This is a genomic window from Georgenia sp. Z1344 (genome assembly GCF_057652375.1).
The window spans coordinates 583247-599396 of sequence record NZ_CM172728.1 but is presented as its reverse complement, the minus strand read 5'-3'; the positions used below and the strand labels follow the sequence as shown (position 1 = coordinate 599396).

Here is a 16150-nt window from a genome sequence, read left to right as displayed (position 1 = left end):
CGCGCCTCGGTCAGGAGTGGGCCGCCGCCAACGCGAGCGTGAGGGCGAGGGTGAAGCGGGTCTCACGGTCCTCGGGCGACATGTCCCCCGAGTGGTCGAGCAGGTGGTCGGAGACCGTGAGGACGGCGAGGGCCTCGCGGCCGTGCTCGGCGGCCACGCCGTACAGGCCGGCGGCCTCCATCTCGACCGCCAGCGTGCCGTAGGACGCGAGCGCCTCGTTGAGCTCGGGGGCGTTGCCGTAGAAGTGGTCGCGGGAGACGATCGGAGCGACGTGCACCGGGGTGTCGCCGGCGTGCTCCTTCGAGGCCTCGACGGCGGCGGCGACGAGGTTGAAGCTCGCGATCGCGGAGAAGTGCAGGCCGGGCAGGCGAGGCACGTTGATGGCGGAGTCGGTGTGCGCGCCGAGGGCGACGACGACGTCCCCGACCTTCACGTGCCGGGCGAGGCCGCCGGCGGTGCCGACGCGGATGATCCGCTGGACGCCGAAGTGCTCGAACAGCTCGTTGGCGTACAGGACGGTCGAGGCCATGCCCATGCCCGAGGCCATGACCGAGAGCGGCTTGCCGTCGACCTCGCCGGTGAAGACCTTGTTCGCCCGCACGTCGGAGACCACGCGGGCCTCCGGCATGAGGAGCTCGGCGATGCGCGCGGCGCGGCGCGGGTCTCCGGGCAGAAGGACGGCGGGGGCGATGTCGCCGGGCTCGGCGGCGATGTGGGGCGTAGCCATGGGGGGAATCCTGACGTCGACGTCGACGCCGCAGGTGACGACGTCGTGTGAATGATCCCACGGATCGTCCCGTGCGTGGGTCGGTCGGACGCACGAACGCTCCCCCACCCGCGGGTGGGGGAGCGTTCGTCGTGCGTCTCTGACGCGTGAGGCGGGTCGGTCAGCGGCGGACGCCGAGGGTGTCGGAGCCGTCGCCGTCCCAGTCGCCGACGACGACCTCGTCGCCGGAGCGGCCGTAGTTCTGCTCGATGTCGGCCCAGCCGGACTCGAGCGAGTTGGAGACCAGGTAGAGGTTGCCGCGGCGCGTGGCGAACGTGTCCGCCCCGTCCCCGTCCCAGTCGCCGACGAGGACCTCGTCGGAGTCCCGGCCGTAGTCGAGCTCGGCATCCGCCCAGCCGGTCGTCAGGCTGTCGGAGACGAAGTAGCTGTTCCCGCGGCGCACGGCGAAGGTGTCCACGCCGTCGGCGTCGTAGTCGCCGACCAGCACCTGGTCGTCCGCGCGCCCGTAGTCGAGCTCGGCGTCCGCCCAGCCGGTCTCGTGGGAGTTCGTCAGGAAGTAGGAGTTCCCGCGGCGCACGGCGAAGGAGTCCGCCCCGTCGCCGTCCCAGTCGCCCACGAGCACGGTGTCGTTCGCGCGGCCGTAGCTCAGCTCGACCTCGGCGTTGCCGCCGTACAGGGAGTTCGACAGGTAGTAGGCGTTGCCCCGCCGCACGGCCAGGGTGTCGACGCCGTCGCCGTCCCAGTCGCCCGCGAGGACCGTGTCGCCCGGGCGGCCGAAGGAGAACTCGTGCTCGGCGCGGCCGTCCCACCCGTTGTTGAGGTAGAAGCCGCGGCCCGGGGTCGGGGGCGTCGGCTCACCCGGCTCCTCGGGCTCCTCCGGCTCCTCGGACTCGGCCCACAGCTCGTCGAGCAGGACCTGGCCGATGTCCGTGTTGTCGAGGTAGCTGCCGCGGACCGGGTCCTCGCCGGTGGCGCGGGCGTCGAACGCCTCGGAGCCGGCGCCGCGCGCGTAGAAGGGGACGAGCTGGTTCGAGTGACCCTCGCGGTGCCACTCGTGGTCCGGCATCTCGCCGGCGCCGTTGGAGAGCAGCGGCGTCCAGGTCTCGCCGGCGCCGGGACCGGTGATGTAGCCGGCCTCGTGATCGGCGGTGACGATCACCATCGTGTCGTCCCAGGAGCTGTTCTCGTCGACCCAGGTGGAGATGGCCTCGACGGTCTCGTTGAGGGTGATGGTCTCCTCGATGGCCCGGGCGGGCGCGTTGAGCTCGGAGGACCAGTCGATCGCGCCGCTCTCGACGGCGAGGAAGAAGCCCTCGTCGGAGGAGCTGTCGAGCACGTTGAGCGCGCCGAGCGTCATCTCGGACAGCGTCGGGACCGACTCGAGGAAGGGGTCGGTGAAGGGCGCGTCGCTGTCGCCGTCGCCGCGGGCCTCCTGGGTGGTGGTCCAGGCCTGGGCGAAGCCGACCACGTGGGTCGGCGGGGCGTCGGTCTCGGCGAGCTCCTGGAAGTCGGCGCGCTCCTCGATGAGCTGGAACGGGGTCTCGCCGTTCGCGAGGCGCGTCCAGGTCTCCTCGCTGATGTAGTTGTAGTCGGGGGCGTCGTAACGGTCACCGTTGTCGTCGTACCAAGGGTGGCCCGAGCCCATGACCACGTTGAGGCCGCTCTCGTCGACCAGCAGGTCGGAGACGGCGAGGTAGTCGAGGCGGCTCTCGTTGTGGACCGCGAACGACGCCGTCGTCGGGTGGGGGACGACCACGTTGGTGACGACGCCCGTGGCGCGCCCCTGGGCCTGGGCCCGCTCGACCACGTTCTCGATCGGCTGCCCCTCGGGGTCGATGCCGACGGCCTGGTTGGTCGTCTTGACGCCGGTCGCCATCGCGGTGGCGGCGGCGGCCGAGTCGGTGGACGCGGCGGCGACGGACTCCTCGAGGCTGCCCCACATGATGTCGGGGTCGTAGGAACCACCGTCGGAGTAGGTGCTCATGCCGTGCTGGACGGGCCAGCTCTCGTAGACCTGGGTGGGGGTGTCGCCGTCGACGTCCTCGACGGTGCCCGTGGCCGGGTCGACCGCCACCTGGTAGCGGCTCTGGTCGGCCTCGAACATCGAGGCCATGTCGATGTGGTTGTAGCCCATGCCGTCCCCGACGACGACGATGACGTTCTCGGGAGCGCCGTCCGCCCCGCCGCCGATCGTGGTGACGTCGGGGGCCGCCGGGGCCCCGCCGGCGGTCTCGTCGGTCGACGGCGTCCCGTCGGCCGGCTCGTCAGCGACCGCGGGGGTGGCGAGGGCCGAGAGGACGACGGCGCCGGCGGCCGCGAGCCCGAGGCCGGAGAGCCGTCGTCGGCTCCGAAGCGTGTGCATGCGTGATCTCCTTCGAGGGGACAGGTGTGTGACGCCGTCCACTGGGTTGGGGAACGAGGGGGCCGGACGGCGCGGCGACGGTACGGAGGGGAACCGTCCGCGGGGCGATGAGCGGGCGAACAGCAGCCGTCGGGGCAGTGAATGGGCAGGTCCCACATGTGAGCGGAGTGCACGGGTCGCGAGGTGTTCGGTCGAGGGACGCGCGAGGGACGCGTGCCGGACACATGGGCTTCCTAGCGTCCGGCGCGTCCGAAACCAGCCAGACGAAGGGGACGTCTCCATGGCTACCACCACCCACCGCACCGATCTTTCGCTCGCCGGACGGCGCGCACGGGCGCTCGCCGCCCTCGCCGTCGCCACCACGGCGGCCGGAGCCGTCGTCGCGCTCCCGTCCGCCGCGGACGAGCCGACGGTACCCGCGGACGAGCCGACGGCCGCCGGCTCCTCGAACACCCCGGGAGCTGCCACCGACGGCCCGACCGCGGACTCCGAGCAGGTCGAGATCGAGCGGACGGCGGCGAGCGAGCTCGCCGACGGTGTCCGGCAGGAGACCTTCCGCGTGACGACCCCGGAGGGCGCGTCGACCGCCACCCTCCTGGCCGTCGACCTCGACGAGGCGGAGACGGACCTGCTCACCGGCCCGACGATCACCACGCCCCAGCGGCTCGACGACATGGCCGGGGCCGCGGGAGCGATCGCCGCCGTCAACGGCGACTTCTTCCAGAACACGGTCGACGCCACCCACGGCGACATCTCCGCCACGTTCGCGGCGGTCGGCGTCGAGATCCGAGACGGCGAGATCCGCCAGTCCGCGGTCCCGTACGCGCAGCGCCACGGCGAGGGGCTCGACCGGGAGTGGAACGACGGCGACGAGGTCGTCGGGGTCACGCGCTCGGGCCACGGGGTCGTCACCGACGTCTCGCTCGACGCCTTCGTCACCGCCCGCGGGCAGGGCCGGATCGACGTCGACGGGCTCAACCAGTACGGGATGGCCACGGACGAGATCACGATCTTCGACGCGCGCTGGGGCGACACGTGGGGCGACGACACCCGCGCACGCGCCGCGTGCGGCGACGAGGTCGACCGTGGCTCGCTGTGCACGGACGACGTCCTCGAGGTCCTCGTCGAGGACGGTCGCGTGGTTGAGCTCTCCGACGAGGCCGGCGGCACCGGGGCCCTCGGCGACGGCCAGCAGGTCCTGCTCGGCCGCGAGGACGGCGCCGACGAGCTGCGCGCCCTCGAGGTCGGGGACCGCGTCAACACGCACGTGCGCTCGCGCTCGGACGCCCCGGGCCGCCTCGACTGGGCGATCGGGGGCGCCGTCGTTGTCCGCGACGGCGTCGTCGGCGAGATCCCCGAGCGTCCCCTCAACCCGCGCACCCTCGCGGGTGTCTCGCGGGACGGCGGGACGCTCCACCTCGTCTCCGTCGACGGTCGGAACCCCGACAGCGTCGGCATCTCCACCCGCGACGCCGCCGTGCTGATGGACGAGCTCGGCTCCGACGACGCGGTCCTGCTCGACGGCGGCGGGTCGACGACCATGATCGGCCGCCCCGACCTCGACTCCGAGTTCTCCCTGCTCAGCCGCAGCCGCGAGGCCGGCATCGAGGTCCTGCGCGAGGTGCCCAACGGCATCGGCGTCTTCCCGGGCTGACCGGGCCGGGGACGCCACGACGGCGGGTGCGCCGGACCTCGGTCCGGCGCACCCGCCGTCGTCGTCGTGCCTGGTCCTTTGATCGTTCGGGCTCGCCCCCTCGGGGGCGACGGCAGCTCAGGCGGCCGAGCCCCGCGCGAGCCGCTCGTTCGCGATCCGCGTGCCCGCCACCAGCGAGTCGAGCTTGGCCCACGCGATCTCCTCGTGGACGCGCCCGCCGAGCCCGCAGTCCGTCGACGCCCACACGCGCTCGGGCCCGACGAGTCGCGCGAACCGCTCGACCCGGTCCGCCACGAGCTCGGGGTGCTCGAGCACGTTGGTCGCGTGGGAGACGATCCCGGGCACGAGGACCTTGTCCTCGGGCAGCGTGAGGTCCTCCCACACGCGCCACTCGTGCTCGTGGCGCACGTTGGCGGCCTCGAACGAGTAGGCGGCGGCGTTCACCGTCAGCATCGTCGGCGCGATGTCCGCGAGCGGCAGGTCGGTCGCGTGCGGGCCGTGCCAGGAGCCCCAGCACAGGTGGAAGCGCACGCGCTCGGTCGGCAGGCCCTCGAGGGCGCGGTTGAGCGCCGCGACGCGCTTCTCGGTGAAGGCCACGTAGTCGCCCACCGCGGGCTCGGGGGTGATCTGGTCGAAGTTCTCCGCCACCGACGGGTCGTCGATCTGGAGCCACAGCCCGGCGTCGAGGATCGCCTTGTACTCCTCGTGCAGGACGCGCGCCCAGGCGTCGAGGTAGGCGTCCTCGTCGCCGTAGTGCCGGTCGGTGATGCGGCTGGCCGAGCCGGGGGAGAGGGCCGTGACGAACCCGGTCTCCGGTCCGCGGCCGGCGGCGGCGAGCGCGGCCACGAGATGGTCGGCGTCGGCGCGCACCGCGTCGGCGCCCTCGTACGTGAGGTCCCCGGTGACGACCGGGAAGGGCCGCGGCTTGTCCCCGCCCGTCCAGATCCCCGAGGTGGGGTCGGAGTACGCGCCGGCGAACAGCGCGCGGTCGCGGCGGTGGAGGAACCCGGTGAGGCGGACGTCGCCGGGGGAGGAGAGGTGGCTGTCGACGGCCCACGACTGATCGTCCGGGTCGATGCTCAGGCCGCCGGTGCGCCCGAACGAGTAGGACCACCACGCCCCGTAGTCGACCGACTCGGTCATGAGCTTGCCGTACTCGCCGTCGTTCACGAGGTCGAGCCCCGCCTCGGCCTGGCGCGCGACGACCCCGGCCACCTCGGTCTCCAGCAGCTGCGTGAGCTCGTCCTGGCCGATCCGCTCCTCGGCCCGCGCGGCGTTGGCCTCGATGAGCGCCGGGGTGCGGGGCAGGGAGCCGGCGTGGGTGGTGCGGACCTTCGACATGGTGGCCTCTCGGTTCGGGGACGGCGTGGACAGGGAGACGAGCGCACGACGACGACGCGCGGACCGCTCCCGGCGACCACTGTGGCACCGCGCCCGCGGCCCTCGCGCGCCGCCCCGGCGCGGTCCACATCGCGGGACACGAGCGGCCGGGTGTGCGACCAGGACGTGCCCGCGCCCGCCCGTCACTACGCTGACCGCGTGAGCGACGAGCAGCCAGGGACCTCCGTGGCGGTGGGCGAGTACCGCCCGCTGTGGCACGCGCTGCGCGAGCGGCGCAACTCGGACGCCGCCGCGCTCGTCCTCGACGATCCGGGCCTGCGCCGGCGAGTGACGTGGCGGGAGCTGGCGGACGACGTCGAGATGCTGGCCCTGGGCCTGAGCGACGTCGGCGTGCGGCCGGGCCAGCGGGTCGGCGTCTCCGTCCCGCCCGGGATCGAGCTCACCCTCAGCCTGTTCGCGGTCCTGCGGGTCGGCGCCGTCGCCGTCCTCGCCGACCCGAGGCTCGGAGCCCGCGGCCTCGACCGGGCGCTGCGCGGGGCCGAGCTCGACCACCTGCTCGGCACGCCGGTGGCGGCGCGCGCGGCGCGGGTGCGTGGGTGGACCGCCAACCGGTACCTCGTGCGCACCCCGTTCGAGCGGGTGATCACCGCCAACGAGCGCCGCCTCCTCGGCCTGCGCGGCGTGTTCCTCGAGATCCTCGACCACGGGCGCGAGCTCGTCGCCGGCGGGGTCGCCCTGCCGGCCGAGCCCGACCCGGACGACGACGCGCTCGTCGTCTTCCAGGCCGCCGGGTCGCTGCGGCCCAACGGTGTCGTGTACACGCACCGCACCCTGTCCGCGATGTGCCGGGCGGCCACCCATGTCGCGCCGATCGACCACACGCACGGCCTCGTGGCCGGCTTCGCCCCGGCCGCGCTGCTCGCCCTCGCCGTCGGCGCCCCCACCGTCATCCCGGGCGACGGCCGCCCCGGCGCCCTCACCGCGCCGCAGCTCGCCCGCGCCGCACGCCGCGTCCCCTCGCCGACGCTCGCCGTCAGCCCCGCCGGTCTCGCCTCCGTGGTCGGGACGGCCGGGCGCCTGAGCCCGGACGAGCGCGACGCGCTCACCCGGCTGCGCAGGGTCGTCGTCGGCGGTGCGCCCGTGACGGCGGAGGAGCTCTCCCGCGCCTCCCAGCTCCTCGGCGGCCCCGAGATGCACGCGCCGTACGGGATGGCGGGGCTGCTGCCGTTCACCGACCTCACGCTGCCCGACCTGCGAGCGGCGGCGGCCTCGACCGCACGCGGCGCCGGCGGCGGCACCTGCGTGGGGCGGCCGGTCCCGGGGGCCGAGGTCGCGGTCGTCCCGCTCGACCACCTCGGTGCTCCCGCGGGGGGACCGGTCACCACCCCGGGCGTCACCGGCGAGGTGGTCGGCACCGCCCCGCACCTGCGCGACCGCTACCTCCTGCCCGCCGCCGAGCAGGCGCGCGCCCAGATGCTCACGGGGTGGCACCGGACCGGGGACCTCGGACACCTCGACGTCGAGGGCCGGCTCTGGCTCGAGGGGCGGGTGGGGAACGAGATCACCACGCCCGACGGCGTCGTCACGCCCGTCGCCCTCGAGGTCGCGCTGAGGTCGATCCCCGGCGTGGTGGCGGCGTGCGTCGTCGGCGTCGGACCGCGCGGCGCGCAGGACGTGGTCGCCGTGCTGCAGACCGACCCCCGGAGCCACCGCGGTGCCCGGGCGGCGGCCTCGCGGGCGCCGAAGGGCCTCATCGCCGCGGCGCGCGCCGCCGTGGCCGGACTCCTGCCGGGGTCCGCGTCGCTCGACGCCGTCCTGCGCATGCCGGTGATTCCCGTCGACGTCCGCTACGGCGCGCAGGTCCAGCGCGCGGCCGTCGCGCACCGTGCCCGGGTGGTCCTCGGCCGAACTACCCTGGGGGCGTGAGCAGCGAGCAGCCGGGCGGAACCGCGGCGACCCCGACGGGCGAGGTCGCGGAGACCCGGAGCCCCACCGCCGCGGACGCACCGGCCGCCCCGCGCCCGCCGAAGTCGGCCCGCGTCATGTTCCTCACGGCGATCCTTGCCCTCGAGGCGTTCGTCATGCTCTTCGCCACCCTGGTCGCGCACGGACTGCGGGCCGCCCCGCTGCCGTGGGTGTGGGGCGTGGGGATGACCGCGATGGTGCTCTGCCTGGTCGGCGCCGGGCTCGTGCGGAAGTACCCGCGCGAGGTGGGCGTCCTCGGCTGGCTCATCCAGCTGGGCCTGGCCGCCGTCGCGATCGTCGTGCCGCTCATGCTCGTGCTCGCGGTCGTGTTCGCCCTCATCTGGCTCATCGCGCTGCGCACGGGCGCGGACATCGACTCCGACCGGCGGGACCGCTACGCCGCCGAGCTGGAGCACCACCGCCTGGCGTCGTCGTCGGCCACCCCGTCCGCCTGACCGGCCCGGGCCGACCCGCCCGACCTGACCCGCCCGACCCACCCGCCCGTCCTGGCCCACCGGCCGGACGGGCCGCGCGGACCAGCCCCGACGCGCCACTAGGCTGCCGCCATGACCTCCCCGCTCGAGCGCACCCTCGTCCTCGTCAAGCCCGACGGCGTCGCCCGCCACCTCACCGGCGAGATCCTGCGCCGCATCGAGGCCAAGGGCTACACGATCACCGACCTGCGGATGCTCACCCCCGAGCGCTCCCTCCTCGAGCAGCACTACGCCGAGCACGCCGAGCGGCCGTTCTTCGCCGGCCTGGTGGAGTTCATGGGCTCGGGGCCGGTGGCGGCCGCCGTCGTCGAGGGCCGCAGGGTCATCGAGGGCGTGCGCAGCATCGTCGGCGCCACCGACCCGACCGTCGCCGCACCCGGCTCGATCCGCGGCGACCTCGGCCACGAGGGTGAGGGCAAGGTCATCGAGAACCTCGTCCACGCCTCTGACTCGGTCGAGAGCGCCGAGCGCGAGATCGGCCTCTGGTTCGCCCCGACCAGCTGACGAGTGAGCGGGAACCCGGCTGCCGGGCGGAAGTCCGCTCACTCGCCGGGAGGAAGTCCGCTCACTCGCCGATGGGGGCGGGGACGGGCCGGGTTCCGCGGGATCGCCGCCCTCCTGACCTAGGCTCGCGGGCGTGTATCTCAAGACGCTGACCATGCGGGGCTTCAAGTCCTTCGCGTCGGCGACGACCCTCCACCTCGAGCCCGGCATCACGTGCGTGGTCGGGCCGAACGGGTCGGGCAAGTCCAACGTCGTCGACGCCCTCAGCTGGGTGATGGGCGAGCAGGGCGCGAAGTCCCTGCGCGGCGGCTCGATGCAGGACGTGATCTTCGCCGGCACCACGGGCCGCGCCCCGCTCGGCCGCGCCGAGGTCTCCCTGACGATCGACAACACCGACGGCGTGCTGCCCATCGAGTACACCGAGGTGACGATCAGCCGCACCCTGTTCCGCTCGGGCGGCTCGGAGTACCAGATCAACGGCGAGTCCTGCCGCCTCCTCGACATCCAGGAGCTCCTGTCCGACACGGGCATGGGCAAGGAGATGCACGTCATCGTCGGGCAGGGGCGGCTCGACTCCGTCCTCCAGGCCACCGCCGAGGACCGCCGCGGATTCATCGAGGAGGCCGCCGGGGTCCTCAAGCACCGCCGCCGCAAGGAGAAGGCGCTGCGCAAGCTCGAGGCCACGGCCGCGAACCTCGCCCGCCTCCAGGACCTCACCGCCGAGATCCGCCGCCAGCTCGGCCCGCTCGCCCGCCAGGCCGACGTCGCCCGCCGCGCCCAGGTGGTCCAGATCGACCTGCGCGACGCCCGCGCCCGGCTGCTCGCCGACGACCTCGCCCAGCTCCGCGCCGCCGCCGACTCGGCGAGCACCGACACCGCCGCGATCGCCGCCCGCCTCGCCGAGGTCGAGGGGGAGCAGGACGTCGCACGACGCTCGCTCGCCGCCCTCGAGCAGGCCGCCGCCGAGGCCGCGCCCCGCCTCGGCGCCGCCACCGACACCTGGTACCGCCTCTCCGGCGTCCGCGAACGCCTGCGCGCGCTCACCGACGTCGCGAGCGAGCGGGTCCGCCTCCTCGGCGGGACCGGGGACGGGTCCGACGACGACGAACAGCCGGCCGCGGCGGGTGAGCGCCGTGAGGACGCGCGGGACCCGGACGTGCTCCAGGCACGGGCCGAGCAGGCGCGCGCGGCGGAGGCGGAGCTGGCCGTCGAGCTGGAGGCTGCCCGGCAGACCCTCGCCGGCGCCGAGGCCGCGCGCACCGAGGCCGAGACCGCCGAGCGTGCGGCCGAGCACGCGCTCGCCGCCGTCCACCGCGCCGTCGCCGACCGTCGCGAGGGGCTGGCCCGCCTCACCGGTCAGGTCGCCGAGCGCCGCTCCCGCCTCGAGGCCGCGCAGGCCGAGCTCGACCGCCTGCACGACGCCGAGGCCGCCGCGCGAACGCGCGCCGAGGAGGCGCAGCGCGAGTTCGACCGGCTCGAGCGGGACGTCGCCGGGGCGGAGACCGGCGAGGAGGACCTCGACGCCGCCTACGAACAGGCCGCGGACCGACTCGCGGAGGCGGAGGGCGAGACCGAGCGGCTCGCCGAGGAGCTGCGCGCCGCCGAGGCCGACCGCTCGTCCGCCCAGGCCCGCGCCGAGGCCCTCGCGCTCGGGCTCGCCGCCTCCGATGCCGCCCCCGGCGGGGAGGTCGAGGGCCTGCTCGGCCCGCTGCCCGAGCACCTCGAGGTCGAGGGCGAGTGGGCCGACGCCGTCGCGGCCGCCCTCGGTCCGTTGGCCGCCGCCCACGTGGTCGCCTCCCTCGACGCCGCCGTCACCGCGCTGCGCGACGCGCGCGAGCAGGAGGCCGGCAAGCTGCGCCTCGTCGTCGCGGCCGACCCGGACGCCACGGCCCCCGAGACGGTGGGCGAGCTGCCCGACGGCGTCGTCGCCGCGGCCTCCGTCGTCACCGCCCGCACCGAGGTGGCCGTCACGCTCGCCCGGCTCCTCGGGCGCACAGTCCTCGCCGAGGACCTCACGTCGGCCCGCGCCGCCGTCGCCGCCCGCCCCGAGCTGACCGCGGTGACCAGGGACGGCGACGTGGTCGGGGCCGCGGCCGTGTCCGGCGGCAGCGGCGACGAGTCCTCCGTCCTCAGCCTGCACGCCGCCCACGAGCAGGCGCTCGCCGACGCCGACGCCGCCGCCCGCCGCGCCGAGGTCACCCGGTTCGCGCTCGGCCCCGCTGGCGAGGAGGTCGAGGCCGCCCGGGAGCAGGCGAACGCCGCCCTCGACGCCCTGCACGCCTCGGACGCCGAGCTGTCCGCCGTCACCGAGCGCCTCGGCCGGCTGCGCCAGACGATCCGGGACTCCGGGGTCGAGATCGAGCGGGCCGGGCCCGCGCGCGAGCAGGCGGAGACCGCGCTCGTCGAGCACCGCGAGGTCCTCACCGAGCTCGGCGAGCGCCTCGAGCTGGCCGGCCGCGAGCCCGAGGAGGCGGAGGCGGACCTCGAGCGGGCCACGACCGAGCGGGACGCCGCCACCACGGCCGCCCGCGAGGCCCGGTCCGCCGAGACCGACACGCGCCTGTCCCTGCGCACCGTCGAGGAGCGGGTCGGCGCGCTCGCCGGCCGGGCCGCCTCCCTCGAGGCCGCCGCCCGCACCGAGCGGGCCGCCCGCGCCGCGGCCGCCGACCGGGCCGCGCGCCGCCGCCGGCAGGCCGCCGTCGCCGCCGAGGTGGTCGAGCGGGCGCAGGAGGGCGTCGCCGCCGCGGACCGGGCCGTCGGCGAGGCCGCCGCGCGCCGCGCCGAGGCGGAGGCCGAGCGGGAGGACCGCGAGAAGGCGACCACCGCGGTGCGCACCCAGCTCGCGGAGCTCGACAGGACGCTGGTCGGGCTGCGCGACGCCGCCCACCGCGAGGAGCTCGCCCGCACCGAGCACACGATGCGGGTGCGCCAGGTCGAGGAGCGCTCCGTCGAGGAGCTCGGCCTCGACCCGGAGGTGCTCCTCGACGAGTTCGGCCCGCACGTGCCGGTGCCGTCCACCGACCCGGTCGCCGACGGCGAGGAGCCCCCCGAGCCGCGGCCGTACCTGCGGGCCGAGCAGGAGAAGCGGCTCGCCCGGGCCGAGAAGGACCTCGCCCGCCTCGGCAAGGTCAACCCCCTCGCGCTCGAGGAGCACGCCGCCCTCGAGGAGCGCCACCAGTTCCTCACCGAGCAGCTGACCGACCTGACGAAGTCACGCGAGGACCTCCTGCAGATCGTGCGGGACATCGACACCCGGGTCGAGGAGGTCTTCACCGCCGCGTTCCACGACACGGCGGCGCAGTTCGAGGTCGTCTTCCCCCGCCTGTTCCCCGGCGGCGAGGGACGGCTCGTCCTCACCGACCCGGACGACATGCTCACCACCGGCATCGAGATCGAGGCGCGGCCCGCCGGCAAGAAGGTCAAGCGGCTGTCGCTGCTCTCCGGCGGCGAGCGCTCGCTCACGGCGGTCGCCCTGCTCGTGGCGATCTTCACCGCCCGCCCGAGCCCGTTCTACGTGATGGACGAGGTCGAGGCCGCGCTCGACGACGTCAACCTCGGGCGCCTCATCGAGATCTTCGCCGAGCTGCGCGCGTCCTCCCAGCTCATCGTCATCACGCACCAGAAGCGCACGATGGAGGTGGCCGATGCCCTGTACGGCGTCACCATGCGCGGCGGCCTCTCGACCGTCATCTCCCAGCGCATCGAGCGCGCCGACGCCTCCGCCTGAACGACCGGTCGGACTCGCCGACACCGACCTCCAGACCCTGCGACACTGGGCCCGTGGACACGCTGCAGATCGTTCTTCTCGTCGTCGGAGTCCTTCTCGTCGTCGGGGTCGTCGCCGGGCTCTTCCTCGCCCCCTCGCGCCGCAGGCGCGACGACACCCTGCCGCCGGGGGAGTCGAGCCCGTACCCCGGGGGTGAGGAACCGGCGTCGGGCGCGTCGGCGGCGCCGACCGCCGTCATCGACGAGGACCGCCCCGGCGGGACCGACGTCGCCGAGCCGGGCGTCGCGGAGCCCGAGGTCGCCGAGCCGGCCGCCCCCACCCTCGAGCAGCCCGAGACCGTCCCGTCGCGCCTCCAGCGCCTGCGCGCCCGCCTCGCGCGGTCCGGCTCGTTCGGCCAGGCGATCCTCGCGATCCTCTCGCGGGACACGCTCACCGAGGACGACTGGGAGGAGCTCGAGGAGACGCTGCTCGTCGCCGACGTCGGGATCGGCCCCACCACCGAGCTCATCGACACCCTGCGCACCGAGGCCAAGGTCACCGGCGCGAGCGACGCCGGCGCGGTGCGCGACATCCTGCGCCGCGAGCTCCTCGAGTTCGTCGGCCCCGACGCGGACCGCACGCTCGACCTCAGCCCCGTCGTCGGCGACGACGGCGCGCCCCACCCCGCGACCGTCCTCGTGGTCGGCGTCAACGGCACGGGCAAGACGACGACGATCGGCAAGCTCGCGCGCGTGCTCGTCGCCGAGGGGCACTCGGTGGTCCTCGGTGCCGCGGACACCTTCCGCGCCGCCGCCGCCGAGCAGCTGTCCACGTGGGGCGAGCACGTCGGTGTCCCGGTCGTCCGCTCCGAGACCGAGGGGGCCGACCCGGCGTCCGTCGCGTTCGAGGCCGTCAGGAGCGGTCGCGAGCAGGGCGCGGACGTCGTCGTCGTCGACACCGCCGGACGCCTGCAGAACAAGGCGGGTCTGATGGAGGAGCTGGGGAAGATCAAGCGCGTGATGTCGCGTCAGGCGCCGGTGCGCGAGGTCCTCCTCGTCCTCGACGCCACGACCGGCCAGAACGGCATGCAGCAGGCGAAGATCTTCTCCGAGGCCGTGTCGGTGACCGGCATCGTGCTCACCAAGCTCGACGGGACCGCGAAGGGCGGCATCGTCGTCACCGTGCAGCGCGAGCTCGGCGTCCCCGTGAAGTACGTCGGCCTCGGCGAGGGCCCCGACGACCTCGCGCCGTTCGTCCCGGAGGACTTCGTCGACTCGCTCCTGGGCTGACGCTCCCGCCCGCACCTTCCGCTCAGCCTCCCGGCGCCGTCACGTGATCGTCACGTGGCGGCGCCGACCCCTTGCCGACCCCCGTTCCTCGCCGTACAGTTTTCTGTACAGGAGGTCGCGATGAAGACGATGAGCTACACCGAGTCACGGGCGCGCTACGCCGAGGTGCTCGACGGCGTGACGAACGACCGCGAGGAGGTCGTCGTCACGCGCGCCGGGCACGAGTCGGTCGTCATCGTGTCCCTCGCCGACTACGAGTCGCTGCGGGAGACGGCCTACCTCATGCGCTCGCCGGCGAACGCGCGGCGCCTGCTCGACGCCATGGAGCGCCTCGAGTCCGGGGGCGGAGAGGTGCACGAGCTGACCGAGGACGCCTGACGTGCCGTTCGTCTGGGACGAGAACGCCTGGCAGGACTACCTGTGGTGGCAGGCGCAGGACCGCAAGGTCCTCAAGCGGATCAACCTGCTGCTGGCCGACGTGCGGCGCAACGGCAACGACGGCATCGGCAAGCCAGAGCCCCTCAAGCACGACTTCGCCGGGTACTGGTCGCGCCGCATCACCGACGAGCACCGGCTGGTCTACAAGGTCGTCGGCGACGACGTCCGCATCGCCTCCTGCCGCTACCACTACGGCTGACGCTCCCTCTCGCACCTTCCGCTCAGCCTCCCGGCGCCGTCACGTGATCGTCACGTGGCGGCGCCGCCGGTTACACGGCCGAAACCTCCTGCGCGGCCGCGCGACACACGCGCTCGGCACAGTCCCTCCCAGACCGGCCGACGGTGCCGGCGAGGAGGAGACATGACCCCATTGATCGCGTCGTCGGCGCCCCCGACGCTCGACACCGGCGCCACGGCCTGGATGCTGATGTCCGCCACGCTCGTGCTCATGATGACCGTGCCGGCTCTCGCCCTGTTCTACGGCGGCATGACCCGCTCGCGCGGCGTGCTCAACATGATGATGATGAGCTTCGGCGTCATCGCCGTGGTCGGCGTGATCTACCCGCTGTGGGGGTACTCGACGAGCTACGGCTCCTCGTTCGCCGGCCTGTTCGGCAACCCGCTCGACGGGTTCGCCCTCGAGGGTCTCGTCACCGCCGCGGACGGCACGTTCCTCCTCGACGACGTCGGGGTTCCCGTGTACGTGGGCGTCGCGTTCCAGTCCACGTTCGCGATCATCACGACCGCACTGGTCTCCGGCGCGATCGCCGAGCGCGTGCGCTACGCGACCTGGCTCGTGTTCGCCGCCGCCTGGGTGACGCTGTCCTACTTCCCGATGGCCCACATGGTGTGGGGCGGCGGGCTGCTGTCCGGCGACGGCCCGCTCGCCGGGATCGCCGAGCCGATCGACTTCGCCGGAGGCACGGTCGTCCACATCAACGCCGGGATCGCCGGGCTCGTGCTCGCGCTCGTCGTCGGCAGCCGGGCAGGCTTCGGCCGGCGCCCCATGCCGCCGCACAACCTGCCGCTCGTCATGGTCGGCGCCGCCCTGCTGTGGGTGGGCTGGTTCGGGTTCAACGCCGGGTCGGCGTTCACCGCCGACGGCGTCGCGGGTCTCGCGTGGGTCAACACGACCTCCGCGACCGCCGCCGCGATCCTCGGCTGGCTCGTCACGGAGAAGATCCGCGACGGCCGGATGACGTCGCTGGGAGCGGCCTCGGGAACGGTCGCCGGGCTCGTGGCGATCACGCCGGCCGCGGGAGCGCTCACCCCGGTCACGTCGATCGTCCTCGGCGTGATCGCCGGCGCCCTGTGCGCGCTCGCGGTGAGCCTGAAGTACCGCTGGCGGTTCGACGACTCCCTCGACGTCGTCGGCGTCCACCTCGTCGGAGGGCTCGTCGGCACCGTCCTCATCGGGTTCCTCGCCGACGACGGCGGACTGCTCACGGGCGGAGGACTCGCTCTCCTGGCGGTTCAGACGCTCGTCGCGGCGCTCGCCGTGATCTACTCGGGGCTCGTCACGCTGATCATCGCCCTGGTCCTCAGGGCGACCATGGGGTGGCGCATCAGCGAGGACGAGGAGACTGCCGGCATCGACACCGCCCAGCACGCGGAGAGCGCGTACGAGGGCATCGGCACCGGCCGCCTGCTCACCGGATCGGAGAAGTGAG

At 74.4% G+C, this 16150-nt stretch carries 12 protein-coding genes; 9 read left to right on the top strand and 3 right to left on the bottom strand.

Going from position 1 to position 16150, the window contains the following annotated elements; all coding sequences use genetic code 11:
- Positions 1 to 10: 10 nt before the first annotated feature.
- Together AC24FB_RS02670 and AC24FB_RS02665 are read right to left on the bottom strand one after the other, a co-directional pair.
- A complete protein-coding gene (locus tag AC24FB_RS02670; protein ID WP_425712922.1) occupies positions 11 to 727 on the bottom strand; it encodes a purine-nucleoside phosphorylase in 717 nt (238 codons plus the stop codon).
- Between the two features lie 160 nt (positions 728 to 887).
- On the bottom strand, positions 888 to 3089 hold the full coding sequence (locus AC24FB_RS02665) for an alkaline phosphatase (RefSeq protein ID WP_425712923.1): 2202 nt from the start codon (positions 3087 to 3089) through the stop codon (positions 888 to 890).
- A gap of 280 nt (positions 3090 to 3369) precedes the next feature.
- Here AC24FB_RS02665 and AC24FB_RS02660 point away from each other — a divergent pair, with 280 nt between their 5' ends.
- On the top strand, positions 3370 to 4743 hold the full coding sequence (locus AC24FB_RS02660; RefSeq protein ID WP_425712924.1) for a phosphodiester glycosidase family protein: 1374 nt from the start codon (positions 3370 to 3372) through the stop codon (positions 4741 to 4743).
- A 117-nt stretch (positions 4744 to 4860) separates the two neighbouring features.
- Here the strand turns inward: AC24FB_RS02660 and AC24FB_RS02655 are convergent, their stop codons facing one another.
- Entirely contained in the window at positions 4861 to 6084 is a 1224-nt protein-coding gene (locus AC24FB_RS02655; RefSeq protein ID WP_425712925.1) for a cobalamin-independent methionine synthase II family protein, read from the bottom strand.
- Between the two features lie 198 nt (positions 6085 to 6282).
- Here AC24FB_RS02655 and AC24FB_RS02650 point away from each other — a divergent pair, with 198 nt between their 5' ends.
- The 8 genes from AC24FB_RS02650 (at position 6283) to AC24FB_RS02615 (ending at position 16149) form a co-directional block, all read left to right on the top strand.
- On the top strand, positions 6283 to 8010 hold the full coding sequence (locus tag AC24FB_RS02650; RefSeq protein WP_425712926.1) for an AMP-binding protein: 1728 nt from the start codon (positions 6283 to 6285) through the stop codon (positions 8008 to 8010).
- Entirely contained in the window at positions 8007 to 8504 is a 498-nt protein-coding gene (locus AC24FB_RS02645) for a DUF4233 domain-containing protein (RefSeq protein ID WP_425712927.1), read from the top strand. The genes AC24FB_RS02650 and AC24FB_RS02645 overlap by 4 nt, the downstream gene beginning before the upstream one ends.
- A gap of 111 nt (positions 8505 to 8615) precedes the next feature.
- Positions 8616 to 9047, top strand: a complete 432-nt coding sequence (gene ndk, locus AC24FB_RS02640; RefSeq protein WP_425712928.1) for a nucleoside-diphosphate kinase — start codon at positions 8616 to 8618, stop codon at positions 9045 to 9047.
- 133 nt (positions 9048 to 9180) lie between these two features.
- A complete protein-coding gene (smc, locus tag AC24FB_RS02635; RefSeq protein ID WP_425712929.1) occupies positions 9181 to 12774 on the top strand; it encodes a chromosome segregation protein SMC in 3594 nt (1197 codons plus the stop codon).
- Between the two features lie 62 nt (positions 12775 to 12836).
- The gene (gene ftsY / locus AC24FB_RS02630; RefSeq protein WP_463653753.1) at positions 12837 to 14042 is read left to right on the top strand and encodes a signal recognition particle-docking protein FtsY; all 1206 of its coding nucleotides are present in this window, start codon (positions 12837 to 12839) and stop codon (positions 14040 to 14042) included.
- Between the two features lie 120 nt (positions 14043 to 14162).
- Complete coding sequence (locus AC24FB_RS02625; protein WP_425712931.1) at positions 14163 to 14420, top strand: type II toxin-antitoxin system Phd/YefM family antitoxin; 258 nt, start codon at positions 14163 to 14165, stop codon at positions 14418 to 14420.
- A 1-nt stretch (position 14421) separates the two neighbouring features.
- Positions 14422 to 14679, top strand: a complete 258-nt coding sequence (locus AC24FB_RS02620; RefSeq protein ID WP_425712932.1) for a Txe/YoeB family addiction module toxin — start codon at positions 14422 to 14424, stop codon at positions 14677 to 14679.
- A gap of 162 nt (positions 14680 to 14841) precedes the next feature.
- A complete protein-coding gene (locus AC24FB_RS02615) occupies positions 14842 to 16149 on the top strand; it encodes an ammonium transporter (RefSeq protein WP_425712933.1) in 1308 nt (435 codons plus the stop codon).
- Position 16150 lies beyond the last annotated feature (1 nt).